A 25053-nucleotide genomic window follows, 5' to 3' on the forward strand; every position below is an offset into this window, starting at 1 on the left:
AAGAAAACGGGACTCTCTGTGAAGAAGGTCCCGTTCTGTAGTGGTCAATAAGATGCTCTTAGCTGTGCGCCTCTGCTGACTGTTTCTCCAGGTCAAACAGATCGGTGAGTACGTCAATGAGGGTTTCGGCCTCGCCGCGTTTGCAGGCGGCTTTGAGTTGCAGTACCGGCAGCTTGATGATTTTCTGCATCATAGACTTGGTGATCTCGTCCATGCGCTTGGCTTCTTCAGTAGACAGCTTCTTCATGTACCGGGCCATCTCCTCCTGGCGTATGCTCTCCAGTGCGTTTTTCAGCTTCTGGATGGTAGGTGACACGTTCATTTCCCGGCTCCAGTCTTCAAAGCTGGCAATAGACTCAGAGATGATCTGCTTTACATGGGGCACAGCGGCCAGGCGGCGTTGCAGGGCCTCAGAGGCTTTGTTCTGGATAGTGTCAATGTTGTAGACCAGTACGCCCGGAATCTGCTCAATCTCCGGCTCCACGCTGCGGGGTACGCTCAGGTCAATGAAGAACTTGTAGGTCAGCACGTTCAGGCGGCTTACCATCTCTTTGGTGAAGAACGGCTCGTCACGGGCAATGGAAGAGATCACCACATCTGCCTCTTTCATGGCCTCTACCAGGTTCTCAAACGGAACCACCTGTAAGCCGCACTCATCTGCCAGCAACTGGGCCTTGGCGGTGGTACGGTTGGCTATTTTCACGTTTTTGAACTCAGAGTCTTGCAGGTGGCGGCAGACATCAGCGCCAATCTCACCCAGGCCCACTACCAGTATTTTAGGATCAGTGATGTCAGCCACCAGGCTTTCCACCAGCTCCAGGGCAGCGTAAGAGGTAGAGGCGGCCCCGTCTCTGAAAGACGTTTCCTGCACTACGCGCTTGTTGGTGAAGAAGATGGTGTGCAGCAGGCGGTGCAGGAACGGGCCGGCGGCCTCGTTGTCTACACTCCACTGGTAGGCCTGCTTCACCTGGTTGGAGATCTGCATGTCGCCCACCACCTGCGCGTCTAGGCCCATGGCCACGTTGAACAGGTGCTGCACGGCGTCTGCGTGCTCATTCACTATGGTGAAGTAGTCCAGGTACTGGGAAATATTGGCAATGCCCTTGCTAATGCCCAACAGCTTCACGATCTCGTGGCTGTAATCAGCATCAGAGGTATAATAAACTTCAGTGCGGTTGCACGTGGAGAGTACAAGAATGTCAGTTGCCTGAATGAAATTTTTGAGCGTTTGCAGGAACTGTCGGCACGACCCCTCATCCAAGGCGATAAGCTCCCGTATGTCTAAGGGAGCTTTTTTATATGAAAGACTGACGGCTCTAAAATTGTGAAGCATACGGCAGTTTTAAACTAGCTTGCAAAATTACTTCCATCTGGTATAAAAAAGAAGGATACCGCTTAAAATGTGTTATTTATACAGGTTCTAAATTGCGCTAAGGCAGGGGGCAATGGTGTATCTTCGCTCAGAAAGTACCTTTCTCTGCACACGTACGTAGGCAGAACATCGTTAGGGCTGTACATGATTCCAACTAAGATCTATTCTAAGAAATCACGGCTAAAGCTGCTCATCATCATAGTTGCGTTGGTGATTGGGGGGGCTACCGTGGTCTATACCAACCTGCTGGTGGCCAAGCTGTCTGAGCGCGAGCAGCAACTCATTGACCTGTACGCCAAAGGCCTGAGATACATGGGCAACGCTGAGATTGACTCAGACAACCTGGTGTTTGTGCAGGAGGAGATCATTGACGCCAACCGGTCAGTGCCCGTTATCCTGACTGACGAGCAGGAGAACGTACTCGCTTATAAGAACCTCACCATTCCAGAAAAGATTTCAGAAAAGCGAAAAAAAGCCCTGCTGCAGCGCGAGGTGGCCAAGATGAAGACACAGCACAAGCCCATTGTGGTGGCCTACCAGGATGATTTCAGGAATTACATCTTTTACAAAGACTCTGAGCTGCTCACCCAGCTGCGGTACTACCCGTATGTGCAGCTCACCGTCATAGCCTGCCTCTCGCTCATTGCCTATTATGCCTTCAGTTATTCCCGCAAGGCGGAACAGAACCGCGTGTGGGTGGGCCTGGCCAAGGAGACGGCGCACCAGCTGGGTACACCGCTGTCTTCTTTGATGGCGTGGTATGAGTACCTGAAAGCCAGCCCGCGGTTTGAGAACGAGCCCATTGTGGAGGAGCTGGGCAAAGACGTGAAGCGGCTGGAGATCATCACTGAGCGCTTCTCCAACATTGGCTCAGTGCCGGTGCTCAAAGACGAGCCTATTCTGCGGGTGGTGGAAAACGCCATTGGTTACCTGCGCAACCGCGTGTCTAACAAGGTGAGCATTGTGGTAGAGTCAGACTTCCCGCCAGAGACCACCGCCAAAGTGAACGTGCCGCTGTTTGAGTGGGTTATTGAGAACATCTGTAAAAACGCCGTTGACGCCATGGAGGGCAAGGGCAGCATTACGCTGCGTCTGGTGCGGGCGGGGGCCAAAGACGCGTTGGCGTTAGATATACAGGATACCGGCAAAGGCATTCCCAAAACCAAGCAGGAAGAAGTCTTTTTGCCCGGGTACACCACCAAAAAACGCGGCTGGGGCCTGGGCCTCGCGCTGGCGCGAAGAATCATTGAGAACTACCATGAGGGCCGGCTGTTTGTGAAATCTTCTGAGGTGGGCAAGGGCACCACGTTCCGGTTGATTCTGAATAGATAAGTGCGTTTTTGGCCTGTTTTTGAAAAAAGAGGCTGGAAACAGGGTTAGAAAAGCTTCTCCTTTAATCTCTGGAAGAAGGTAGGTAGCTTTTTGTTTTGCTGAACTGGCGGATTTTTCACTATCGCTACCGCTCCTGCCATCACTACCACCTGTGATAATTGTGCACGGTCTGGCCGCAGCCGTATGGCACTCCTGTTTCGGCTGTCCAGCTCTTTTAGTGGAAGAGTCTCGGTGAGATATCCAATGAAAGAAATCTGGAGGGAAGGGTTTCTGCCTGCACTATCAGGAATAGCCAATTGGAATTCGCCCTGGACCCCGGTTAAGATAGAGATAGACGTTCCGGAAAGATGAACCGTTACGCCCGGCATAGGTTGCAGACTGGCAGAATCCAGGACTACTCCTTTGTAGATGGATGATTGGCCTTTTGCTGGTATTTTAAGCGGAGAAACAGAAGGGGCGGTGGGTTGCGGTTGGGTAACTTTACCAGTTTTCATGCTCTGGGCTTCTGCCGATGTTGAACTTAGCCAAGCCGTAATCCCCAACAGGGCTGCCCGCCACGCCCACTTCCGCTGCGGAAGGGAAATAGCGACTAGCTCTCTATTTAGTTGGTTTTCTTTGAAACGGCCACAGGTTTCCCCTTTCTGTTTGGCAAACCATTCAACCACGTCCGCATCAGTCATAGAAGTAAAATCTACCACGGTTTTCTGGCAGCTGGGGCAGTAACGGCCTTGGCTGTGAGGCGTCATGTCAGCCCAGGACTGTTGGCAGGGCTGGGGCACGGTAAGGGTGAGACGGCGGCTGGTCATGGGGCTGGGGCTTTCCTAAATATACGCATTCAGAATATTTTCCTTAACTTTTACCCTGAATTTCTACACCAAACCGAACAAGTGAGCTTTAAAAGTCTATTCCGCCGCAAGAGTTTAAGCAATGTGATGCACACCCCGCCCGCCGATGTAGCCGCCCATGTGGGCTCGGTGGAGGAGGGGCTGGAGCGAAACCTGTCTGTGCGTGATCTAACCTCGCTGGGCATTGCCGCCATCATTGGGGCCGGTATTTTCAGTACCATTGGCAACGCCAGCTATGACGGCGGCCCGGCAGTGTCAATGCTGTTTGTATTCACCGCCATCGCGTGTGCGTTTTCAGCGCTCTGCTACGCCCAGTTTGCGGCCACTATTCCCGCCAGCGGCTCTGCCTATACCTATGCCTACGCCTCGTTTGGGGAGCTGGCAGCCTGGATCATTGGCTGGGCGCTCATCATGGAATACACGGTGGGGAACATTGTGGTGGCTATTTCCTGGAGCGATTACTTTACCGGCCTTTTGAGCGGCATGGGCTGGGATATTCCGGCGTGGCTCACCATGGGGACCCAGAGCGCGCATAAAGGGTATGAGGAGGTAGTGGCGTTGTTGCAGGCGGGGCAACCGCTCACGGCGGCAGATCCGGTGCAGCTGGAGGCGTACAACACGTGGCTGGCCGCCCCAGACTTCTTAGGCGGGAAGCTGGTGGTAGACTTGCCCGCCTTCATGATCAACCTGGTCATCACCACCCTGGTGTACATTGGGATCAAAGAATCTAAGAATGCGTCTAACCTGCTGGTGGTGCTCAAGATGATTGTGGTGCTGGTGGTGATTGCCGTGGGGATTTTCTACGTGAACCCGGCCAACTGGAGCCCGTTTGCGCCCAATGGCGTGGGGGGCGTCTTGAAAGGCGTGAGCGCGGTGTTCTTCGCCTATATTGGCTTTGACGCCATTAGCACTACCGCAGAGGAGTGTAAAAACCCGCAGCGCGATTTGCCCCGCGCCATGATTTACGCGCTCATTATCTGCACGGTCTTGTACGTGATTATCACGCTGGTACTCACGGGGATGGTGCCCTATACAGAACTGGCCGTAGGTGACCCGTTGGCGTATGTGTTCACCAAAGTAGGGGTTGACTGGCTGGCGGGCGTGGTGGCGGTGAGTGCCATTTTTGCCATGGCCTCGGTGCTGCTGGTGTTCCAGATTGGCCAGCCCCGCATCTGGATGACCATGTCGCGCGACGGGTTATTGCCCCCGGTTTTCTCTAAGATCCACCCCAGGTTCAGAACACCGTCTTTCTCCACGCTGGTGACCGGTTTCTTTGTAGGCGTGCCGGCGCTGCTCCTGAACATGGATCTGGTGATTGACCTCACCAGTATTGGCACCCTGTTCGCCTTTGCCCTGGTGTGCGGCGGCATCTTGATCATTGACCCGCATGGCACCTCAGAAGCCCGCTTCAAGGTGCCTTACCTGAGCGGACGGTTTCTGGTGCCGTTGCTGCTGCTCATAGGCGGGGTGCTGGTATTGTTGTACAACCGCGAAAACGTAGATGCCTTCTGGAGTGCGGTGGCGTTTGACGGCGGGTATGAAACCTTCAGGCATGAAATCCCCATGCTGGTGTTCCTGATCTCCTGTGTGCTGCTGGCGGTGGTGTCATTTACCAAACGTCTGTCACTGCTGCCGGTTCTGGGGCTCCTGACCAACCTGTACCTGATGACCCAGTTAGGGGTGAACAACTGGCTGCTGTTCACCGTGTGGCTGCTCATTGGCCTGGCTATCTACTTTGGGTACAGCTACCGGAACAGCAAACTGGCAGCCCGCTCATAGCGGCTCTCCCGTATTGCAGAATGTGCTTAGGGCAAAGGCCCTTTCTCTGGTGAAGAGAAAGGGCCTTTGCTGTTAAAATGCCTGTATACTAGCTATATTAAGGCAGAGCAGAAGCAGCTACGGTTGAATTTTAAAATGGTTGCAAAAAGGTTGCGGTAATTTTAGGAAGCTTGCCGGAAACAGGTTATTTTTATGGAAAATTACCTACCTAGCCTGACGGACCGTGATTGAGAGAGAACTACTAGAAAGCCATCTGCGTCTTTCCTACCGGGAAGACATGGGCATCCTGTTCATGCGCTGGACCAAGCAGGTGAATTCAGAGCAGTTGCGCAAGGGCTACCTTGACGCGCTGGCCTTTGCCGAAGAGTTGAACGTTCACCTCTGGCTCATTGACCTGAGAGGGCGGGGTGGGGCTACGCCCGAAGACGAAGCCTGGATTCTGGATGAGTTTTTTCTGGAGGCGGAAGGGCGGCTAGGGCACAAGAGCTACATTGGTTATCTGCTTTCGCCGGCCCATTTCACCCATGTGCGGGACAACGTAGGCCTTGAAAAACTCAACGCTTTCAGCAGCAACACCACCATTAACGTGTTTACCTCAGAGTCAGGGGCCGTGAACTGGCTTTCTAACCTGCATGAGGTAGAAGTGCTGCCAAAACGGAAATAACCCCTTCCCGCTTTTCATCAGGCAGAGACAAAGCCGCTTCTTTGCCCAATGGGTCCAGATGATTTCTGTTTCTGGCCTGTTTTCCCAAAAACAGCCCTAAACCAGACCGGTCACTCCTTTTTCCCCTTTCTGTTTCGCCCGGTTCACCAAGAGTACGCCCGCCAGAATGATGGCCATGCCCACGTAGTGCAGGAGGTGAATGGTTTCCCCGTCGGCCACGCCCCAAATCAGCGCTACAATAGGCATCAAATAGGTGGAGGTGCTGGCGAACAGCGTATTGGTCATGTGAATCAGCTTGTTGTAGAACACCAGGCCAATGGCCGTGCTGAACACCGCTAAGATGGCAATGTACCCCAAGGCTTCCCAGGCTGCTGGCTGCGTGGTGAGTTTGTCAAACGCCGGGGTGGTACAGAGGTAGGCAAAGGCAATTGGCCCCACCGTAAGCAACGCCAGGCTGGCCATGGTCAACGGCTTAATGCCGCCCAGGCAGTGCTTGATGATGTTCAGGCTTCCGCCGTATAAAATGGTCGCCAGTACCACGTACAGCCCATAAAAGGAGTTGGAGGAGCTTTCCTGGGCGCTGCCTGAAAATATCAACACCGCCGTGCCGCCAATCCCAATCAAGATGCCCAGCGTGCGCAGCCACGTAATGCGCTGCTGAAAGAAAAGAGCCCCAATGATCAGCGTGAACAGGGCGGTAAGCGAATTCAGTACCCCGGCCAGTCCGCTGGCCAGTTTTGTCTCCGCATACGCAAAGAGAAACGCCGGAATCAGGTTGCCGATGAGTCCGCTCAGCAACAGAAACTTCCACTGGTGCGGCTTGGGTGCTTTTAGCCCCTTCAGCGCGAACGGCAGCAGCGCCAGTGTGGCAATGGTGATGCGAATGGCCCCCAGCTCATCTGACGAGAAAACCTCCAGCCCTTTTTTGATCAGGATAAAAGACGTGCCCCAGATCAAGGCCAACCCAATTAGAATCACCCACGCCATGGTGGGGGTAGAAGTGGCTGGTTCAGTAATAGAAGGAGGGATGGTTTTGTTTGGCACAACAAGGCTGCTACGGCAGAATTAAAAATGAGGCTGCAAAGATAGGGAATCGGTCAGAGACTGGATATTAATAGAGACTGGATATTAATAAGGTTAGGATTACGTTTTCGGGCTGTTTTTGAAAAAATAGGCGGAAAACGTAAAAGCAGATTCTCACTCCTTTTGGGGGAGGATGAGCGGGTTGCGAGGCAGCTCAAGTTGTCATGGCAAAGGCTATTGGCGCAGTCGCTCGCAGGTCTGTGAGACGCTACGAGGTCTTTTGAGCAGGATTTCTTTGGCGCAGATTCCTGTGCATGGTTTGGTCACGCGCTAGTTTTGTATGCCCTCAATACCGGCCCTTTGCTGGCGCGAGACTCCAGTCTCGTGACAAAGAGTGCTGCGAGTCTCCGGACTCGCCGGGACCACAGGGGATAATAGTCTGCAACCATGCTTGCGCATACTGATCCCCTCCGCTTCGGTCGTCAGGAGACGGAGACTACATGCCCGGGGACGGATCGTGAGCAGATAGATGGGAGTCTGGAGACTCCAACCGCCTGTCGCACGAGTCCAGAGACTCGCGCCAGCGCGTTTTTAACAATCAACAATAGACAATCAGCAATTCTCAAAAGACCTCGCAGCGACTTCCAGACCTGCGAGCGTCTATGGTCTATGTCACAACCCCTGCTAAAAAAAAGCCCTCACAGGTTTTCAAAACCTATGAGGGCTACAAAAGTATTTCCGTTTTCGCCTGTTTTCAGAAAAACAAGCCGAAAACGCCTCTGCAAAAGAAAAAAGCTTACTCTAGCTCTGCATACTCCATAGAGTTGGCAATCTCATCTAAGATGGCGTAAATCTCAGCCGGGTCTTCGGTCTGCACCAGGCGGGTGCGGTAGGTTTTCACGTTGGGCAAACCCCTGAAATAGTTGGCATAGTGGCGGCGCATTTCAAAAATACCCAGGCGCGGGCCTTTCCACTCCAGGCTCTTGTCAAAGTGCATCTTGCACATGTCAATGCGCTCCTGAAGGGTGGGTGGGGCCAGCAGTTCGCCGGTCTGCATGTAGTGCTTGATTTCCCTGAAAATCCAGGGGTAACCAATGGAGGCGCGGCCCACCATGATACCGTCTACGCCAAACCGCTCTTTGTACTCCACCGCCTTCTGCGGCGTGTCAATGTCGCCGTTCCCGAAGATGGGGATCTGGATGCGCGGGTTCTCCTTGATCTTTCTAATCAGCGTCCAGTCGGCCTCGCCTTTGTACATCTGCACACGGGTGCGGCCGTGCACGGTGAGGGCTTTGATGCCAATGTCCTGCAGGCGCTCAGCCACTTCCTCCACGTTTTTGGTGGAATCGTCCCAGCCCAGGCGGGTTTTCACGGTCACCGGCAAGCCGAAGGGCTCCACGGCTTTCACAATGGCCGAGGTCATGGCCACCATTTTAGGAACATCGCGCAACAGCGCGGCCCCGGCGCCTTTGCAGGCCACGTTCTTCACGGGGCAGCCGTAGTTGATGTCAATCAAATCTGGCCCCACCTGCGCCGAAATCACCGCAGACTCCCGCATGGCCTCAATCTCAGACCCAAAGATCTGGATCCCGATGGGGCGCTCATAATCAAATATATCCAGTTTCTGGCGGCTCTTGGCGGCGTCTCTGATGAGACCCTCAGACGAGATGAACTCGGTGTACATCAAGTCAGCGCCGTTGGCTTTGCAGACGGCCCTGAACGGCGGGTCGCTCACGTCTTCCATGGGGGCCAGCAGCAGCGGGAACGCCGGAAGTTCCAGATTGCCAATTTTTACCACGTGCTTCAGTTTAAATAATTCGCGTAAATTTACCTCTTTAAAACCACACCGCCTATATGAAAGGTTTCATCTCGCCCAATCTGCACCCGCTTAAGTCGCTTTTGCTGTTCTTTGTGTTCGCGCTGGCGGGGCTGTTCATTGGGAGTTTTCTGGCGGTGGTGCTGGTGAAAACCATCTGGGGTATTGGCCTCATGGACATTGGCGACATGCTGGCCCGGCCCGCAGACTACCCTGAAAGCCGCCCGGCGCTGGTGCTGTACCAGGGGGTGGTGCATCTGGTAGGGTTTACGGTGGCCGCTTTGGCTTTTTTGAAAGTGAATGCCCATCGGCCGTTGGCCTTTCTTTCGCCCCGTGCCACGGTGCCCTTCTACCTGCTGCTGGGCACGGTGGTGCTGTTTCTGGTGATCATGCCGGCGGCGTCTTGGGTGGTAGACTGGAACGCAAACGTTGATTTCCCTGATTTCATGGCGGGGTTTGAGCGTTGGGCGAAGGAGAAGGAGGAGGCGCTGCGGCAGTTAACCCTGGAGCTCACTAAGATTGAAAGCATTCCGCAGTTGATTCTGGGGCTTTTTGTGTTTGCCGTGCTTCCCGCCATTGGCGAAGAATTGGTTTTTAGGGGTATTATGCAGAATGAGCTGCAGCGGTGGTGGCGTAACCCGCACGTGGCCATCTGGGTGGCGGCGTTCATCTTTGGGGCCATTCACATGCAGTTCTACGGCATGCTGCCGCGCATGCTGCTGGGGGTGCTGTTTGGGTACCTGTACTGGTGGTCTGGTAATCTGTGGGTGCCTATTGTGGGGCACTTTACCAATAACGGGTTTATGGTGCTCATGATGTTTCTGCAGCAGCGGGGGCAGATACAGCTAGATATAGAATCTACCCAAGCCTCACCGTGGCATCTTTCCCTGGTGTCACTGGGGCTGACAGTGGGGCTGCTGTATGTCCTGTACAGGGCTTTCAGGCAGCATGGGGCTGCGGCCCATGGAGACGTAGAACCTTCCCGTTTTTAAAGCATACATTACGTTCAAGCCTACACCAACTTCCCCTACCTGACAGTTTATACCATAGTAAAATTTTATCCATAGCGCATCATGGAAGCTACCCCAAAGAACTTATCAGAATTAAAAGACCAGGAACTGCTGGCCGAAGCGAAAAAACAGAAATCAGGTGCTATCATCAACGCCGTGTTCATCGGGTTTCTGGTGGGGATAGTCTTTTACAGCGTTTTGAGCAATGCGTACGGGTGGTTCACCTTGCTTCCGCTGTTTCTGGTCTATAAATTGGTCAAGAATTCAAAGTACAGTACGAAAGAAGTGGAAGTTCTTTTGAAGGAGCGGGGTTTAAGATAGCACAATGGCTGGGAACTGTAAGAATTGCAACACTGAGGTAACGCTCAACTATTGCCCAAACTGTGGCCAACCGGCTCAAGTGAAGCGGATTGACTGGGATTACATTTTGCATGAGATTGAGCACGTGCTGCATTTTGAGCGGGGCATTCTCTATACCATTAGAGAGCTCATCATCAACCCGGGCCAAAACATACGAAACTACCTGTCAGAGAACCGGAGCCGTTTGGTCAAGCCCATCATTTTCATCATTATCACGTCGCTGATCTATTCTGTTTGCAGCAGCTTGTTTCATTTAGAAGACAGGTATATGAGCTATCAGGGAGATAATACGTCTGCCACCAGCGCTATTTTTGCGTGGGTGCAAGGCCACTACGGCTATGCCAACATCATCATGAGCGTGTTCATAGCCCTTTGGATTAAACTGTTTTTCAGGAAAAGCCCTTACAACCTGTTTGAGATCTTAATTCTGCTGTGCTTTGTCATGGGCATGGGCATGTTGATTTATGCCGTCTTCGGGATTGCCGAAGGGCTGGCCCATTTTGACTTTCTGCAGGTAGGGATGGTCATTGGGGTTTTCTATACAACCTTTGCCATTGGCCAATTCTTTGCCCCGCGCAAAGTTGCCAGTTATATCAAAGCACTTTTTGCCTATTTGTTGGGCATGATCACCTTTTCAGTGGCGGCTCTGGCAATAGGCACAATGATAGATCTGCTGCTGCGGTAATAACTTGCAGGTGCCAACATTTTGTCAAATAGGCTATTCCCGTTTTTAGCCTCTTTTCCCAAAAACAGCCCAGAAACGCAACTACAATCCCCTACTCGCGTCGCACGTATAATCTCTGCGTATAACCACCTTTTATGGAGCAACCACAACCTAAAAAAGAACTTAACAACCTGCAGCTGCGCCTGCTGGCGGGCATTATTGGTGGCGCTGTTTTCATTGGGGCCATCTTCTGGAGCGCCTGGACGTTTTTCCTGCTGTTTCTGGTGCTCACGGTGCTGGGGCTGCTGGAGTTCTACCGCCTGCTGGCGGGCAAAGGCTACCAGCCTAACAAAGCGCTGGGCGTGCTGCTGGGGCTGGAGCTGTATGTGATGTTCTTCTGGGTGAAGTACGGCGGGTTAGACCCCCAATGGCTGTACCTGCTGCTGCCCCTGATGGCGTTCACCCTGGTGGCAGAGCTGTACCGCAAGAAGGAACACCCGTTTGAGAACATTGCCTTTACGCTGTTGGGGGTGCTCTATATTGCCGTTCCCTTCGCGCTGCTGCATGTGCTGGCGTTCTGGCCAGAGCGGTACAGCTGGCAGATTATTCTGGGGGTGATGTTCCTGATCTGGGCCTCAGACACCGGTGCCTACGCCGCCGGGAAAACCTTTGGCAAGCACAAGCTGTTCCCCCGCATCTCACCGGGTAAAACCTGGGAAGGCTGGGCCGGGGGCGTGGTGCTGTCTCTGGTGGTAGGCTGGGTGCTGTCTCTGGTGTATTTTGACCTGTCCCTGGAACTTTGGCTGGGCATGGCCGTATTGGTGGCGGTGTTTGGCGTGTTGGGCGACCTGGTGGAGTCAATGCTCAAGCGCAACCTGGGGGTCAAAGACTCTGGCACCTTGATTCCGGGCCACGGCGGTATTCTGGACCGTTTTGACAGCCTTATTCTGGTAGTTCCCTTTCTGGTTGCTTTTCTGGAGCTGACCCGGCTATAATTTCTTGAAAGAGACCGCTAAATGCTAGTTTGGTGTTAGGAATTTGATAATTTTGCAGCCAAATCAAGCCAATATATTATTAAATTTATAAACATGGCAGAGTATAAAGCGGTGTTAAACAGCAAAATGGCCTACAAAGAGCCAGCCCCCATCAAAGACAAGGAGAACCCTTTTGAGTCTATGATGTCGCGTTTCAACATAGCAGCAGAAGTTCTGGGCTTAGATGACGAGACGTATGAAGTGCTCAAGTCGCCCACGCGGCAGGTGATTGTGAACCTGCCCGTGACCATGGACGATGGCCGCGTAAAGGTGTTTGAAGGTTTCAGGGTGGTGCACTCCAATATCCTGGGCCCTTCTAAAGGCGGCATACGCTATGACAAAAACGTGTTCCTGGATGAGGTGAAAGCCCTGGCCGCCTGGATGACCTGGAAATGCGCCGTGGTAGATATTCCGTACGGCGGTGCCAAAGGCGGCATTGTCTGCGACCCTTCCACCATGTCTGCCGGCGAGATTGAGCGTTTGACCCGGGCGTATACCGTGGCTTTGATTGATATTTTCGGGCCTGACCAGGATATTCCGGCCCCGGACATGGGAACCGGCCCGCGGGAGATGGCGTGGCTCATGGATGAGTATTCCAAGACCAAAGGCATGACGGTGAACTCAGTGGTGACGGGTAAACCGTTGGTGCTGGGTGGCTCTTTGGGCCGGGTAGAGGCTACGGGCCGCGGGGTAATGGTTTCGGCCATGGCCGCCATGGAGAAACTGGGCATGGACCCTACGCAGTCAACCGCTGCCGTGCAGGGCTTTGGGAACGTAGGTTCCTGGGCGGCCAAGCTGCTGGCCGAGCGCGGCGTGAAAATCCTGGGCGTGAGTGACGTGAGCGGGGCCTACTGGAATGACAATGGCATTGACATTGAAGCGGCTATTGCCTACAAAAATGCGCACAACGGCCGGCTGGAGGGCTTTACCGGGGCTGAGATCATTGACAACGAGCAACTGCTGGTCTCTAAAGTAGACGTGCTGGTGCCGGCCGCCGTAGAAGACGTGATCACTGCCCGTAACGCAGACCAGATTCAGGCCAGGTTGATTGTAGAAGGCGCCAACGGCCCTACTTCGGCGAACGCCGATAAAATCATCAATGAGAAAGGCATTATGGTGGTGCCAGACATTCTGGCCAACTCAGGCGGGGTGACCGTTTCTTACTTTGAGTGGGTGCAGAACCGCCTGGGCTACAAGTGGAGCCTTGACATGGTGACCGAGCGCTCTGACCGGATCATGACTGAAGCCTTCAACAAGGTCTACGCCACGTCTCAGAAATATAACGTGCCCATGCGCATTGCCGCCTACATTGTGGCCATTGACAAAGTGGCCCAGACCTACAAGTTCCGGGGCGGCTTCTAAGCAGGTGTTGTAACGGCTAATAGGGTTAAAAATTACTGCCCCCTGTCTTTTTTTAGATAGGAGGCAGTTTTTTTTATATTTTTGCTTTTAAAGCCGTAAGTGTATCTAATGAAAATTCATAAGGAAGGTCGAAAGATTCTGTTTTTTACCCTGTTGATCCTGTTGGTGTTGAACATGGTGCTGTACTATTTTAACAGCGAACACCTCACCTTCAACCGGATTTTCTCAGGTATTTCCTTCATTGTATTCCTGCTCATTCTGCAGTTCTTCCGGAGCCCGTACCGCAACCTGCTGCTGCATGAGGACCTGGTGGTGGCCCCCGCCGACGGCAAAGTGGTGGTGATTGAGAACGTGGAGGAGCCGGAGTATTTCAAAGATACCCGCAAGCAGATTTCTATCTTCATGTCACCCATCAACGTGCACATTACGCGTAACCCGGTGTCTGGCATTGTAAAGTACTTCAAGTACCACCCGGGGCATTATCTGGTGGCGTGGCACCCCAAGTCCAGCACCAAAAACGAGCGCACCACGGTGGTGGTAGAGTCTTTGGCCGGTCCAGAGGTGTTGTTCAGACAGATTGCCGGGGCCATGGCCCGCAGAATTGTCTGGTACGTGACCGAAGGCGATGAAGTAAACCAGGGCGAGGAGTTCGGGTTCATCAAGTTCGGCTCCCGGGTAGACATCTTTGTGCCCGTTGACACCGAAGTGAAGGTAGAACTGGGCCAGAAAACCAAAGGCGGCCAGACCGTGATTGCCCAACTGAAGACCACTAATTCAGGGTCTATCTTCGGGTAAGGTTTCTGTATCAGGTAACGCAGTTGAGTATCAGGTAGCACGTAGCACGACTTTTCTGTTTTTTTATAAAAAAAGAAGCCTCATCTGGGTAAGATGAGGCTTCTTGCGTTTTCGGCCTGTTTTGACCAAAACAGGCGAAAACAGGAATTTTAAAGGTGATGCTGCTCTTAGAAGGAGAGGGAAGAGCTTTGGCCAATAGATGTAACCGCTTCTCCTAATATAGACATTCTATGGCGCAAGCGTCCGCTTGTGACTAGGTATATCTGATTCAGAAATGCGCGCCGGCACAAGCGGCGCTTGCGCCATTATCAACCGAATCGCACCAAGTCGCTATTTCCGTTTCTGGGCTGTTTTCGCCAAAACAGGCCAAAAACAGAAAGTCTTGCTACGTGATACGAGCTTAGAACCAGTTCTCTGCCAGCTTCATTAACTGCTCCAGGTACTTCTGGTCTACGGCATCAAAGTCATCTAACCGGTCACTGTCTACGTCTAAGACCATTTTCACGGCACCGTTTTTGAGCACAGGCACCACAATCTCAGACTTGGAGGCGCTGCTGCAGGCAATATGCCCCGGAAACGCTTCTACGTCTGGCACCAGAATGGTTTCCTGGCGGGTGTAGCAGGCGCCACACACCCCCTTGTGAAACGGAATGCGGGTGCACGCCACCGGTCCCTGGAACGGCCCCAGCACCAGTTGGTCTTCCTTCACCAGGTATGCCCCCACCCAGAAAAACCCGAAGGTTTCTTTCAGCGCGGCCATCACATTGGCTAGGTTGGCAATCAGATCGGGTTCCCCGGTGACCAGAGCTTCAATCTGGGGCAGGAGCGCTTGGTATTTCTCTTCTTTGGTAAGGGTGCTGTCTATGAATAAGTCTTCGGCCATGAGATACTATGCTTGTGAATAAAGTGCTGAGGTGCCAATAAGAAGGCGCGCCGCAACTGTGTGACTACAACTGCAAAGGTAGGGCAGTAGGTTTCCTGTCGCAACTGGTTTCATAAAACGGAACGCCAGATTCCCCTCCTGCGAGAAGGCCGGTAAGTTTTCTCACCGCTGCATGAAGCGGCGAGCAAAGCCAGGGAATCGGCCGGAGGCCGAAAGTAGCTCACACTTGCGGGACGCGGGCGATTAGAATAATTTCTATGGAACAGAACGCCCATCATGGAGGAGGTGCTCTTCTGCTAAAGAGAAACTGCTGGGCTAGGGGAGCCGCTCCTTTGGTTCTGGAACTAGCGGCGCCAGTTGAAAATGGCAATATTGCCACAATGTTGCGCGGCCGCAAACAGGGGCAGCGGGAGCCTCTTTTTTCTGTCTGCTTTTCGGCAAAGCCGATGTTCTGTTTTCGGCCTGTTTTCTGAAAAACAGCGAAAACAGAAAAGCTAGAGGCTGAAGTGGTTCCGGTAAATAGTCAGTTCATCAGCGCCTGCCAAATTTCTGGAAGCAAACGGCATGGCCGGCAGGGCGGGGGCCTTCACGCCGTCCCCCAATTTCACCGGGCTTTTGAACACCCGTATCTCGTCCCAGAGCCCAGCCTGCAGAAACGTTTCCAGTAGCACGGTGCCGCCCTCTACCAGTACAGACTGCACCTGCCGCTGATGCAGGTCCTGCAACATCTGCTCCAGGAAACCGCCTTCCGGCGAAAGGGTAACGAACTGGGTTTTGGGCAGATTTTCCTTCCGCGCCAGCGTGTACACCAACGTAGGGTGGGTGTCATCTAACAGGTGGTGCGTGCCGGGTACCTGGAGTTGCCTGTCAATGAAGATACGGGTGGGGGCCTGCCCTGGCCAGTGCCGAACGTTGAGCCGGGGGTTGTCATGCAGGGCGGTGCGGGTGCCTACTAGAATGGCCTGCTCTTCTGTGCGCCACTTGTGCACCAGCTTCTGAGACAAAGTGCCAGAGATTTGGCAGCCTTTAAACCCGGGGAGCGCGATAAAGCCATCAGCAGACTCGGCCCATTTCAAAACCAGGTAGGGGCGCTTTCTGGTCTGGAAGGTGAAGAAGCGCCGGTTCATCTCCAGGCCTTCTGCTTCTAAGACGCCTATGTGAACTTTGCAGCCGGCATCTACCAGTTTTTGAATGCCTCTGCCAGACACCAGCGGGTTGGGGTCTGTGTTGCAGATCACCACGTCCCGTACGCCGTGGGTTATCAGAAAATCAGCGCAGGGCGGGGTTTTGCCGTAGTGGGAGCAGGGCTCCAGCGTCACATACACGGTGCTGGCTGGCAAAAGGCTTTTGTCTTGCACGCTGTTGAGGGCATTGACCTCGGCGTGCGGACCGCCAAACTGCTGGTGCCAGCCTTCGCCAATGATCTTGCCCTGGTGTACTACCACGCAGCCTACCATGGGGTTGGGGCGCACCCAGCCCTGGCCCAGGGTGGCCAGGTTAAGGGCGCGTTGCATGAATTTCTGATGAGCAGGCATAGGCTGTTTACGGGCAATTTGTGTGATTCATGTCCCAATATCGGCTGTTTTTTCAGAAATTGCCCAAAACTGAAGAGGATGCCCACCATAGGAGAGGTTTTAGCGCAACTGGCGCAACAGCTGGAACAAGTCTACGAGCAACCTGAAGCCCGCACTATGTCTGAGTGGGTGCTGGAGCATTTCCTGCAGACCAACCGGTTTGGGCTCATGCAAAAGCGAGCCGGGGCTGCCTCAGAAATTCTGCTAGAACAGGTTAGGCAAGCGCAGCAGCGGCTGTTGCGGCAGGAACCGCTGCAATATGTGCTGGGTGAGGCGTCTTTCTACGGACGGGAGTTTAAGGTGACGCCCGCCGTGCTGATTCCGCGGCCGGAGACAGAGGAACTGGTGCAGTGGGTTGTCAAAACGTATGAGCGCCACCCAGAAGTAAGGCTGCTGGACATTGGTACCGGCAGTGGCTGCATCCCTATCACGCTGGCCGCCGAACTAGAGCACGCGCACGTGTGGGGGCTGGATGTTTCTGGAGATGCTTTAGAGGTGGCAAAAAGAAACGCTCTGGAGCTGGGGCAGCGGGTGGAGTGGCTGCAGCAGGATATTTTGCGGGAGGTGCCTGGGTTGCCGCCCTATAGCCTGGATGCCGTCATCAGTAACCCGCCGTATGTGCTGGAGCAGGAAAAAGAACTGATGCGTGAGAACGTCTTGCACCATGAGCCCCACCTGGCGCTGTTTGTGCCCAATGAGGACCCGCTGCTGTTCTACCGGAGAATTGCTGAGGTGGCGCAGCGGCTGCTGAAGCCCGGCGGGAGGCTCTTCTTTGAGATCAATGAGCAGTTCGCGCAGGAGACCGTGGCTATGCTGCAGGCGCAGGGGTACCGTGAGGCCCGTGTGAGAACAGACCTGCGGGGTAAGGAGCGGATGGTAGCGGCCACGTGGGCGGGCAACTAATGCTCTTGCCTTTCTGCGCATACCAACGCACTTTTAGAAAATGGCGTAAAAACAGCTGATTCAGTAAAGATTTCTTTCTTTAGATTCGCCTTCTTTAGCAGCAAGGCTGGTGGTAACAAACAGATTACAAGGAATTGTTATAAAACTTGTACCTTTGCGGTAGTAAAAAAAGTAATATCCCTGCAGAGGCTTTTTGCGTATGCAGCCTGATTCTGTAGAAGCTCACGTTATACATGACTGACACCACCCCCCCGTATTTTGCCCATGAAACCGCCGTCATTGACGGGGGCTGCCAGATTGGGGAAGGCACCAAGATATGGCACTTCTCCCACATCATGCCAGACTGTGTGATTGGGAAACGCTGCAATATTGGCCAGAATGTGGTGGTCTCACCTGGCGTGGTGCTGGGGGAGAATGTGAAGATCCAGAACAACGTCTCTGTGTACAGCGGGGTGATCTGTGAGGATGACGTGTTCCTGGGACCCTCTATGGTCTTCACCAACGTGCTGAACCCGCGCAGCGCCATCAACCGCCGGGGCGAATACCAGAAAACGCTGGTGCAGAAGGGCGCCAGCATAGGGGCCAATGCCACGGTTGTCTGCGGAAACACCATAGGGGCCTACGCCCTGGTAGGGGCCGGGGCCGTGGTGACCAAAGATGTGCCCCCTTACGCCCTGGTCTATGGCAACCCTTCCAGGCAGCACGGCTGGGTGAGCGAGGCGGGCCACAAGCTGCAATTCAGCAATGAGAATAACATAGCCAGCTGCCCCGAGACCGGTGAGCAGTACCGGCTGGAAAATAATAGTGTAACTAAACTGTCCATTTAAAATAATTTTATTGTGTATCAGCAACTCCTCAACAAAGAAGCCAAGCTGGCGGTTATCGGATTAGGATATGTAGGGCTCCCCATTGCGCTGGAATTCGCGAAGAAGATCAGCGTGATCGGGTTTGACATCAACGAGAAGCGCGTGGAGATGATGCGCAACAACATTGACCCGAGCGGGGAGCTGGAATCTTCGGCTTTTGAGGGAGCTGATATCACGTTCACCCATGAGCTGGACGTGCTGAAAGAAGCCCGTTTCTTTATTGTGGCTGTTCCCACCCCTATTGACGCCTACGCGCTGCCAGATTTGAAGCCTCTGATTGGGGCTTCTACTACCGTGGGTAAGGTCCTGAAAGAAGGGGACTATGTGGTGTATGAGTCAACCGTTTACCCGGGCTGCACCGAGGAGGACTGTATCCCTGTATTAGAGCGCGAGTCCGGCCTTAAGTTCCCCGCTGATTTTAAAGTAGGCTACTCACCCGAGCGCATCAACCCGGGTGATAAAGAGCATACCCTCACCAAGATCGTAAAGGTGGTGGCAGGCTGTGACGCTGAGTCGCTTGACGTGATTGCCAAGGTCTATGAACTGGTAGTAGAGGCCGGTGTGCACCGCGCGTCTTCCATCAAGGTGGCAGAGGCGGCCAAAATCATCGAGAACACCCAGCGCGACGTGAATATCGCCCTGATGAACGAGCTCTCCATCATTTTTGACCGCATGAACATCAACACGTTTGAGGTACTGGAGGCGGCGGGCACCAAGTGGAACTTCCTCAAGTTCTTCCCGGGGCTGGTGGGCGGCCACTGCATTGGCGTGGACCCGTATTACCTGACTTACAAGGCTAAAGCGCTGGGCTATGACTCCAAAGTGATCCTGAGCGGCCGTACCATCAATGACGGCATGGGGGCTTACGTGGCCAGCAAGGCCATCAAGATGATGATCAAGGAGGGCGTGGCCATCTCCAAAGCCAAAGTGCTGGTGATGGGCGCTACCTTCAAGGAGAACGTAGAGGATATCCGCAACTCAAAGGTGGCAGACGTGATCAACGAGCTGAAGAGCTTCGGGGTGCAGGTAGACGTGGTAGACCCGTATGCCTCCTCTGAGGAGCTGGAGCATGAGTATGGCTTTGCCCTGACCCAGAACCCCAGCAATGACTATGATGCCGTGGTGGTGGCTGTGAACCACAAAGATTACCTGGGTCATGACGAGGACTACTTCAAGGGCATCTCCTCTGACAACCCTATTGTAATTGACCTCAAGGGCATTTACCGCGGCAAAATCAATTCACTGCCTTACTGGAGCTTATAAAATCTTCCTATGCGTAAAATCTTGGTAACAGGCGGGGCTGGCTATATTGGCTCCCACACGGTAGTAGAACTGTACAATGCAGGCTACACCCCCATTATTGTTGATAACTTCAGCAATACGGAGGAGCGGGTGCTGCAGGGGCTTGCCCAAATTCTGGGACATGAGGTGGTTTGCCACAAAGTAGACTGTACAGATGCCGCCGCGTTACAGGAGGTATTTACCAAGGAAGGAAAATTTGAAGGGGTCATTCATTTTGCCGCCTTCAAGGCGGTAGGGGAGTCTGTAAGTGAGCCACTGAAGTATTACCACAACAACGTGGCAGGCCTGGTGACGCTTTTGCAGGTGATGGAAGCAAACAACGTGAGCAATCTGGTTTTCTCCTCTTCCTGCACGGTCTATGGTATTCCGGAGAAACTGCCGGTGACAGAAGAGACGCCTACCCAGAAAGCCAATTCGCCGTACGGCAACACCAAAAAGATTGACGAGGAAATCTTGCGGGATGTGGCCGCCAGTGGAAATTATGGCATCAAAACCATTGCCCTGCGCTATTTCAACCCCATTGGGGCGCATGAGACGGCTTTAATTGGCGAACTGCCGCTGGGGGTTCCTAACAATCTGGTGCCGTTCATTACCCAAACTGCAGCCGGGATCAGGGAAAGCCTTACCGTCTACGGCACTGATTATGACACCCCAGACGGGAGCTGCATTAGAGATTACGTGCACGTGGTAGACTTAGCCAAGGCACATGTGGCGGCCATTAGGCGCCTGGAGCAGGAGAATGCGGCTGCTTTTGAAGTATTCAACATAGGCACCGGCCAGGGCAGCAGTGTTTTGGAAGTGGTGAAAGCCTTTGAAAAAGCCACGGGTACTCCATTCCCTTATAAAACGGGCCCACGTCGCCCGGGCGATGTACCGGCAATATACGCAGATGTGACCAAGGCCACAGAGGAGTTAGGCTTCAAAACGTCTCTGTCTTTGCAAGACAGTTTGGCCAGTTCCTGGAAGTGGCAGCAACAATTGATGAAGTAACATTAGAGCAAATGAAAATACTTATTACCGGCGGCGCTGGTTTCATTGGGTCGCACGTGGTGCGGTTATTCGTGAACAAGTACCCGAACTATCAAATCTTCAATCTTGATAAGCTTACGTATGCAGGCAACCTGCAGAACCTGACAGATATTGAGAGTTCGCCTAATTATACTTTCATCAAAGGTGATATTGTTGACCAGGAGTACATCAACGGCCTTTTTCAGGATCACCAATTTGATGCGGTGATTCACTTGGCGGCAGAGTCGCACGTAGACCGTTCTATTACAGACCCCATGGCCTTTGTGCGCACCAACGTGAATGGTACCTGTAACCTGCTGCATGCAGCCAAGGAACTCTGGAAGGCTGACTTCTCCAATAAGCTTTTCTACCATGTCTCTACAGATGAGGTGTATGGTTCTTTAGGCGAGGAAGGCATGTTCACAGAGGAGACCAAGTATGACCCGCGGTCCCCGTATTCGGCCTCTAAGGCCAGTTCAGACCACTTTGTGCGGGCGTACTACCATACCTATGGCCTCCCGGTAAAGGTGTCTAACTGCTCCAACAACTACGGCCCCAACCATTTCCCGGAGAAGCTGATTCCGCTGGCGCTGAACAACATCAAGAATAACATGCCTGTGCCGGTGTACGGAAAAGGCGAAAACATCAGAGACTGGCTGTACGTGCTGGACCATGCGCGTGCCATTGATGACGTGTTCCATAAAGGCAAGGTAGGTGATACCTACAACATTGGTGGCGTGAACGAGTGGCGCAACATTGACCTTATTCACCTGCTCTGCGACATCATGGACCAGAAACTAGGCCGTGAGACCGGTACTTCCCGCCAACTGATCACCTTTGTAACTGACAGGGCCGGTCATGATCTTCGCTATGCCATTGATTCTTCTAAAATTATGAACGAACTGGGCTGGAAACCTTCTGTGACCTTTGAAGAAGGCCTGGAGAAAACGGTAGACTGGTACCTAGAGAATGAAAAATGGCTGCAGGAAGTTACTTCGGGGCATTACCAAGACTACTACAAAGAGCAATATACCCGGTAAATGAAAATTGTGTTTTCGGCCTGTTTTTCAGAAAAGAGGCTGAAAACGCAATTTTGCTTTACCTCAAGTCACGTGCTTAAATAGGCGGCAGAGGCTTTTGTAATAGGAAAAGAAGAGGAAAGGCTGTTTTGGCCCTGATTTCCTGAAAACAGGCCAAAAACAGCATCTATTCCTTGTTCCTGATTCTGAATTCTTAATTAATTACAGTGTACGAACATCCTTTTCACAGCGGCTCCTTGGAGCAAACTTCTTTTTTAGTCACCGGCGGCGCTGGCTTTATTGGTTCTAACCTGGTAGAGTACCTGTTGAAGTACAACGCCAGAAAAGTGCGGGTACTGGACAATTACTCCAACGGTTTCCATAAAAACCTGAGAGCTTTCCAAGATAATGACAGACTAGAAGTGCTGGAGGGCGATATCCGGAATCTGGAAACCTGCATGCAAGCCTGTCAAGGCATAGATGTAGTGCTGCACCAGGCAGCCTTGGGCTCTGTTCCGCGCAGCGTGAAAGATCCGGTCACCTCTAATGAAGTAAACGTGGGTGGGTTTGTGAACATGCTCATGGCCACCAAGGAGCAAGGCGTGAAACGGTTTGTGTACGCGGCTTCATCGTCTACCTATGGTGACAGCAAGTCCCTGCCTAAGGTGGAAGACGTGATTGGCCGTCCGCTTTCTCCGTATGCGGTGACCAAGTACGCCAATGAGCTGTACGCAGACGTTTTTGGCAAAACCTACGGCATGGAAATCATTGGCTTGCGGTATTTCAATATTTTTGGGCCGCGCCAGGACCCGAATGGGGCGTATGCGGCAGTCATTCCGTTGTTCATTGATGCGGTACTGAACGGCAAGCCTCCCAGAATGAACGGTGACGGCGGGCAAACCCGTGACTTCACCTTCGTGGAGAACTGCGTGGAGGCCAACATACGCGCCGCTCTGGTGGAAAACCCAGAGGCCATCAACCAGGTGTACAACATTGCCGTGGGCGATAGAACCTCTTTGAATGATCTTTTCAACATTCTGAAAGACGAGGCGGGGGTAGACATCACCCCAAAATATGGCCCAGAGCGTGCAGGTGACATCAGAGACAGCTTGGCTGATATCTCTAAAGCGCAGCGGTTGTTGGGCTATGACCCGCAGATCAGGATTAGGGAAGGTCTACAGAAAACCTTAGCCTGGTTCAGAGATAACCAGGACTTCATCTATAACCAGAAATAGACCATGAAAGGAATCATCTTAGCAGGGGGCTCCGGCACCAGATTGCACCCTCTCACCCTAGCGGTAAGCAAGCAGCTGATGCCGGTGTATGATAAACCCATGATCTATTATCCGCTGTCAACGTTGATGCTGGCCGGTATAAGAGACATCCTGATTATCTCCACGCCGCATGACCTCCCCATGTTTGAGCGCCTGCTGGGTGACGGCAGCCAGATTGGCTGCAACTTCAGCTATACGGTGCAGGAGGTGCCCAACGGTCTGGCGCAGGCGTTTGTGTTAGGTGCTGACTTTGTTGGCCAGGACAAGGCTGCCCTGATCCTGGGGGATAATATCTTCTACGGCTCCGGCATGAGTAAACTGTTGCAAGCCAACAATGACCCGGAAGGCGGGGTGGTCTACGCATACCACGTGCACGACCCCGAGCGCTACGGGGTGGTGGAGTTTGATGAAAACAAGAAAGCCCTGTCTATTGAAGAAAAGCCCAAACAGCCTAAGTCTAAGTACGCCGTACCGGGGTTGTATTTCTATGACAATGATGTGATTGAGATCGCTAAGAATCTGGAGCCAAGCCCCAGAGGCGAGTATGAGATCACAGATGTGAACAAAGAATACCTGCGCCGGGGCAAACTCAAGGTTGGGATCTTAGACAGAGGAACGGCTTGGTTAGACACCGGCACCATCCAGTCATTGATGCAGGCGGCCACCTTTGTGCAGGTGATTGAAGAGCGGCAGGGGCTGAAGATAGGCTCTATTGAAGAAGTGGCCTACCGTATGGGCTTTATTGACGCAGAGCAGCTGCAGCGCATTGCTGAACCGTTGCGCAAAAGCGGCTACGGGGATTACCTGCTTAATATTCTGAAGTAGCCATAGCCCATTAGGAACGCAAACAGCCCGAAGGCAGAACCCATTTCTGTTTTGGGCTGTTTTTTTGAAAACAGGCCAAAAACAGCTTTAATTGGGGAATAGCAAACCCACTACCAACCCAACCAGAATCAGGGCGGGGGCCGGAATCTTGGTCCAGAGCAGCAGGGCAAACGTCACTACCACCAATCCAAAATTGTAGGGGGTGTTCTCAATGGGGTGGTACAACATGATGGCCGCCGCGCAGACCATGCCAGAGCCAACGGCGTTGATCCCTTCTAAGGACGCTTGAATCACCCGGTACTTCCTGAGTTCCTCCCAGAACCTGATCACAAAGAAGATCAAAAACGTGCCCGGCAGAAAGATGGCAATCGTAGACACCACGCCACCAATAAGCTGGCCGGTAATCCCGTAGTTCCGCATGGAGAGGGTGCCTATATAGGAGCAGAAGGAAAAGACCGGACCCGGTAGCGCCTGAACCATGGCAAAGCCGGAGAGAAACTCTTTGGAGCTCAGATAGTGCTTGAACTCCACAAACTCAGTGTACATCAACGGAATCAGCACCTGCCCGCCGCCAAAAATGAGGCTGCCGTTTCGGTAGAAGTTCTCAAACAGGAGCACCGCCCGCAATTGCGTATACCTACCCAGTAAGGCGGCACCCACAAATACGCCCAGGAACAGCACAAAATTTGCCCACTCTACCTTCATGGGCTTCTTCTCCAGAATGGGCTGCGCTGAGAACCGGAACGCCGTGAGACTGCCTCCGGCCAACAGCAGAACCGGGAAAACCCAGGGAGACCGGAAGAAATAGGCCAGAATAGCAGACACCATCAATATCACAATGCCCAACTTGGTAGTCACCACCTTTGAACTGATGCGGTAGGCGGCAAACGCCACAAAGCCCACCGCCATGGGCTGAATAAAGCGGGTAAAGCCCAGCGGGGCGCCCTGTTCTCCTAAGAAGGAAATCAAAACGGCGGCGGCAATCATAATGAGGGCCGCGGGGGCAATCCAGACCAGCAGGGTAAGGTACGCCAGGTTGGGGCCGCCAATTTTAAAGCCAATGGCCGTAATAGTTTGCGTAGACGAAGGGCCGGGCAGAATGTTGCAGAGCGCATTCAACTCCAGCAGCTCTTTCTCATTGATGTACCGGCGGCGTTCCACCAGCAGCTGCAGCATCATGGCCACGTGCGCCTGCGGCCCACCAAACGCCGTGAGCGAAAGGGAGGCTACATCTTTCAGGAAAATGTAGTTACGGGGACGCAAGTGGGTATAAGGGGAAAATTGTTTTAAGCTTAATTTTTAAAAATAAGCAGAAAAACGAAAGGAGCCCTAAAAGGCCCCTT

Annotated in this window: 23 protein-coding genes; 16 read left to right on the forward strand and 7 right to left on the reverse strand. The window is 53.1% G+C overall.

Annotated features, from left to right (window positions below):
* Nucleotides 1-58: 58 nt before the first annotated feature.
* Nucleotides 59-1333: a glutamyl-tRNA reductase gene (gene hemA, locus A8O25_RS02960; protein WP_066830634.1), complete on the reverse strand. Its 1275-nt coding sequence runs from the start codon at nucleotides 1331-1333 to the stop codon at nucleotides 59-61.
* A gap of 183 nt (nucleotides 1334-1516) precedes the next feature.
* Here hemA and A8O25_RS02965 point away from each other — a divergent pair, with 183 nt between their 5' ends.
* The gene (locus A8O25_RS02965) at nucleotides 1517-2704 is read left to right on the forward strand and encodes a sensor histidine kinase (RefSeq protein WP_066830636.1); all 1188 of its coding nucleotides are present in this window, start codon (nucleotides 1517-1519) and stop codon (nucleotides 2702-2704) included.
* 44 nt (nucleotides 2705-2748) lie between these two features.
* On the opposite strand, the gene A8O25_RS02970 is transcribed toward A8O25_RS02965, so the two are convergent.
* Entirely contained in the window at nucleotides 2749-3510 is a 762-nt protein-coding gene (locus tag A8O25_RS02970) for a carboxypeptidase-like regulatory domain-containing protein (RefSeq protein WP_082893406.1), read from the reverse strand.
* Between the two features lie 126 nt (nucleotides 3511-3636).
* On the opposite strand from A8O25_RS02970, the gene A8O25_RS02975 reads away from it, so the two are divergent.
* Both A8O25_RS02975 and A8O25_RS02980 read left to right on the forward strand, forming a co-directional pair.
* A complete protein-coding gene (locus tag A8O25_RS02975; RefSeq protein ID WP_066830641.1) occupies nucleotides 3637-5328 on the forward strand; it encodes an amino acid permease in 1692 nt (563 codons plus the stop codon).
* 223 nt (nucleotides 5329-5551) lie between these two features.
* The gene (locus A8O25_RS02980) at nucleotides 5552-5992 is read left to right on the forward strand and encodes a hypothetical protein (protein ID WP_066830642.1); all 441 of its coding nucleotides are present in this window, start codon (nucleotides 5552-5554) and stop codon (nucleotides 5990-5992) included.
* Nucleotides 5993-6088: 96 nt separating this feature from the next.
* Here A8O25_RS02980 and A8O25_RS02985 read toward each other — a convergent pair whose 3' ends face one another.
* Together A8O25_RS02985 and dusB are read right to left on the reverse strand one after the other, a co-directional pair.
* A complete protein-coding gene (locus tag A8O25_RS02985) occupies nucleotides 6089-7036 on the reverse strand; it encodes a DMT family transporter (RefSeq protein ID WP_241498917.1) in 948 nt (315 codons plus the stop codon).
* Between the two features lie 775 nt (nucleotides 7037-7811).
* Complete coding sequence (gene dusB, locus A8O25_RS02990; protein WP_066830645.1) at nucleotides 7812-8813, reverse strand: tRNA dihydrouridine synthase DusB; 1002 nt, start codon at nucleotides 8811-8813, stop codon at nucleotides 7812-7814.
* A 56-nt stretch (nucleotides 8814-8869) separates the two neighbouring features.
* On the opposite strand from dusB, the gene A8O25_RS02995 reads away from it, so the two are divergent.
* From A8O25_RS02995 to A8O25_RS03020, 6 genes are all read left to right on the forward strand, one after another.
* Nucleotides 8870-9823 carry a CPBP family intramembrane glutamic endopeptidase gene (locus A8O25_RS02995; RefSeq protein WP_066830648.1) on the forward strand — a complete coding sequence of 318 codons (954 nt, stop codon included), beginning with the start codon at nucleotides 8870-8872 and terminating at the stop codon, nucleotides 9821-9823.
* A gap of 81 nt (nucleotides 9824-9904) precedes the next feature.
* On the forward strand, nucleotides 9905-10162 hold the full coding sequence (locus A8O25_RS03000) for a hypothetical protein (RefSeq protein ID WP_066830651.1): 258 nt from the start codon (nucleotides 9905-9907) through the stop codon (nucleotides 10160-10162).
* Nucleotides 10163-10241: 79 nt separating this feature from the next.
* Complete coding sequence (locus A8O25_RS03005; RefSeq protein WP_241498918.1) at nucleotides 10242-10886, forward strand: DUF3667 domain-containing protein; 645 nt, start codon at nucleotides 10242-10244, stop codon at nucleotides 10884-10886.
* Nucleotides 10887-11020: 134 nt separating this feature from the next.
* Nucleotides 11021-11860 carry a phosphatidate cytidylyltransferase gene (locus A8O25_RS03010; protein ID WP_066830666.1) on the forward strand — a complete coding sequence of 280 codons (840 nt, stop codon included), beginning with the start codon at nucleotides 11021-11023 and terminating at the stop codon, nucleotides 11858-11860.
* A 126-nt stretch (nucleotides 11861-11986) separates the two neighbouring features.
* A complete protein-coding gene (locus A8O25_RS03015; protein ID WP_066830769.1) occupies nucleotides 11987-13261 on the forward strand; it encodes a Glu/Leu/Phe/Val family dehydrogenase in 1275 nt (424 codons plus the stop codon).
* A gap of 108 nt (nucleotides 13262-13369) precedes the next feature.
* On the forward strand, nucleotides 13370-14056 hold the full coding sequence (locus A8O25_RS03020) for a phosphatidylserine decarboxylase family protein (protein WP_066830677.1): 687 nt from the start codon (nucleotides 13370-13372) through the stop codon (nucleotides 14054-14056).
* Between the two features lie 400 nt (nucleotides 14057-14456).
* Here the strand turns inward: A8O25_RS03020 and A8O25_RS03025 are convergent, their stop codons facing one another.
* Nucleotides 14457-14939 (reverse strand): GAF domain-containing protein, encoded by a 483-nt coding sequence (locus tag A8O25_RS03025; RefSeq protein ID WP_066830680.1) that lies wholly within the window; start codon nucleotides 14937-14939, stop codon nucleotides 14457-14459.
* Nucleotides 14940-15433: 494 nt separating this feature from the next.
* Nucleotides 15434-16474: a bifunctional diaminohydroxyphosphoribosylaminopyrimidine deaminase/5-amino-6-(5-phosphoribosylamino)uracil reductase RibD gene (gene ribD, locus A8O25_RS03030; RefSeq protein WP_066830689.1), complete on the reverse strand. Its 1041-nt coding sequence runs from the start codon at nucleotides 16472-16474 to the stop codon at nucleotides 15434-15436.
* A gap of 78 nt (nucleotides 16475-16552) precedes the next feature.
* On the opposite strand from ribD, the gene prmC reads away from it, so the two are divergent.
* From prmC to rfbA, 7 genes are all read left to right on the forward strand, one after another.
* The gene (prmC, locus tag A8O25_RS03035; protein WP_066830692.1) at nucleotides 16553-17416 is read left to right on the forward strand and encodes a peptide chain release factor N(5)-glutamine methyltransferase; all 864 of its coding nucleotides are present in this window, start codon (nucleotides 16553-16555) and stop codon (nucleotides 17414-17416) included.
* Nucleotides 17417-17649: 233 nt separating this feature from the next.
* Nucleotides 17650-18243, forward strand: a complete 594-nt coding sequence (locus tag A8O25_RS03040) for an acyltransferase (protein WP_066830695.1) — start codon at nucleotides 17650-17652, stop codon at nucleotides 18241-18243.
* 12 nt (nucleotides 18244-18255) lie between these two features.
* Nucleotides 18256-19545 (forward strand): nucleotide sugar dehydrogenase, encoded by a 1290-nt coding sequence (locus tag A8O25_RS03045; RefSeq protein WP_066830698.1) that lies wholly within the window; start codon nucleotides 18256-18258, stop codon nucleotides 19543-19545.
* Between the two features lie 9 nt (nucleotides 19546-19554).
* Nucleotides 19555-20574 (forward strand): UDP-glucose 4-epimerase GalE, encoded by a 1020-nt coding sequence (galE, locus tag A8O25_RS03050; RefSeq protein WP_066830701.1) that lies wholly within the window; start codon nucleotides 19555-19557, stop codon nucleotides 20572-20574.
* An 11-nt stretch (nucleotides 20575-20585) separates the two neighbouring features.
* A complete protein-coding gene (gene rfbB / locus A8O25_RS03055; RefSeq protein ID WP_066830704.1) occupies nucleotides 20586-21632 on the forward strand; it encodes a dTDP-glucose 4,6-dehydratase in 1047 nt (348 codons plus the stop codon).
* Nucleotides 21633-21868: 236 nt separating this feature from the next.
* A complete protein-coding gene (locus A8O25_RS03060) occupies nucleotides 21869-22846 on the forward strand; it encodes an SDR family oxidoreductase (protein WP_420911787.1) in 978 nt (325 codons plus the stop codon).
* Between the two features lie 3 nt (nucleotides 22847-22849).
* Nucleotides 22850-23710 (forward strand): glucose-1-phosphate thymidylyltransferase RfbA, encoded by an 861-nt coding sequence (gene rfbA / locus A8O25_RS03065; protein WP_066830713.1) that lies wholly within the window; start codon nucleotides 22850-22852, stop codon nucleotides 23708-23710.
* Between the two features lie 87 nt (nucleotides 23711-23797).
* Here rfbA and chrA read toward each other — a convergent pair whose 3' ends face one another.
* The gene (gene chrA / locus A8O25_RS03070; RefSeq protein WP_066830716.1) at nucleotides 23798-24973 is read right to left on the reverse strand and encodes a chromate efflux transporter; all 1176 of its coding nucleotides are present in this window, start codon (nucleotides 24971-24973) and stop codon (nucleotides 23798-23800) included.
* Nucleotides 24974-25053: the final 80 nt, after the last annotated feature.

Source organism: Rufibacter ruber (assembly GCF_001647275.1).
In the GTDB taxonomy this organism is placed as follows: Bacteria; Bacteroidota; Bacteroidia; order Cytophagales; family Hymenobacteraceae; genus Nibribacter; species Nibribacter ruber_C.

What these genes read in the sequence shown, in the direction of transcription:
- hemA (WP_066830634.1), bottom strand. Translation starts at nt 1,333, where the DNA reads ATGCTTCACAATTTTAGAGCCGTCAGTCTTTCATATAAAAAAGCTCCC.
- A8O25_RS02965 (WP_066830636.1), top strand. Translation starts at nt 1,517, where the DNA reads ATGATTCCAACTAAGATCTATTCTAAGAAATCACGGCTAAAGCTGCTC.
- A8O25_RS02970 (WP_082893406.1), bottom strand. Translation starts at nt 3,510, where the DNA reads ATGACCAGCCGCCGTCTCACCCTTACCGTGCCCCAGCCCTGCCAACAG.
- A8O25_RS02975 (WP_066830641.1), top strand. Translation starts at nt 3,637, where the DNA reads ATGCACACCCCGCCCGCCGATGTAGCCGCCCATGTGGGCTCGGTGGAG.
- A8O25_RS02995 (WP_066830648.1), top strand. Translation starts at nt 8,870, where the DNA reads ATGAAAGGTTTCATCTCGCCCAATCTGCACCCGCTTAAGTCGCTTTTG.
- A8O25_RS03000 (WP_066830651.1), top strand. Translation starts at nt 9,905, where the DNA reads ATGGAAGCTACCCCAAAGAACTTATCAGAATTAAAAGACCAGGAACTG.
- A8O25_RS03010 (WP_066830666.1), top strand. Translation starts at nt 11,021, where the DNA reads ATGGAGCAACCACAACCTAAAAAAGAACTTAACAACCTGCAGCTGCGC.
- A8O25_RS03015 (WP_066830769.1), top strand. Translation starts at nt 11,987, where the DNA reads ATGGCCTACAAAGAGCCAGCCCCCATCAAAGACAAGGAGAACCCTTTT.
- A8O25_RS03020 (WP_066830677.1), top strand. Translation starts at nt 13,370, where the DNA reads ATGAAAATTCATAAGGAAGGTCGAAAGATTCTGTTTTTTACCCTGTTG.
- A8O25_RS03025 (WP_066830680.1), bottom strand. Translation starts at nt 14,939, where the DNA reads ATGGCCGAAGACTTATTCATAGACAGCACCCTTACCAAAGAAGAGAAA.
- ribD (WP_066830689.1), bottom strand. Translation starts at nt 16,474, where the DNA reads ATGCCTGCTCATCAGAAATTCATGCAACGCGCCCTTAACCTGGCCACC.
- prmC (WP_066830692.1), top strand. Translation starts at nt 16,553, where the DNA reads ATGCCCACCATAGGAGAGGTTTTAGCGCAACTGGCGCAACAGCTGGAA.
- A8O25_RS03040 (WP_066830695.1), top strand. Translation starts at nt 17,650, where the DNA reads ATGACTGACACCACCCCCCCGTATTTTGCCCATGAAACCGCCGTCATT.
- galE (WP_066830701.1), top strand. Translation starts at nt 19,555, where the DNA reads ATGCGTAAAATCTTGGTAACAGGCGGGGCTGGCTATATTGGCTCCCAC.
- rfbB (WP_066830704.1), top strand. Translation starts at nt 20,586, where the DNA reads ATGAAAATACTTATTACCGGCGGCGCTGGTTTCATTGGGTCGCACGTG.
- rfbA (WP_066830713.1), top strand. Translation starts at nt 22,850, where the DNA reads ATGAAAGGAATCATCTTAGCAGGGGGCTCCGGCACCAGATTGCACCCT.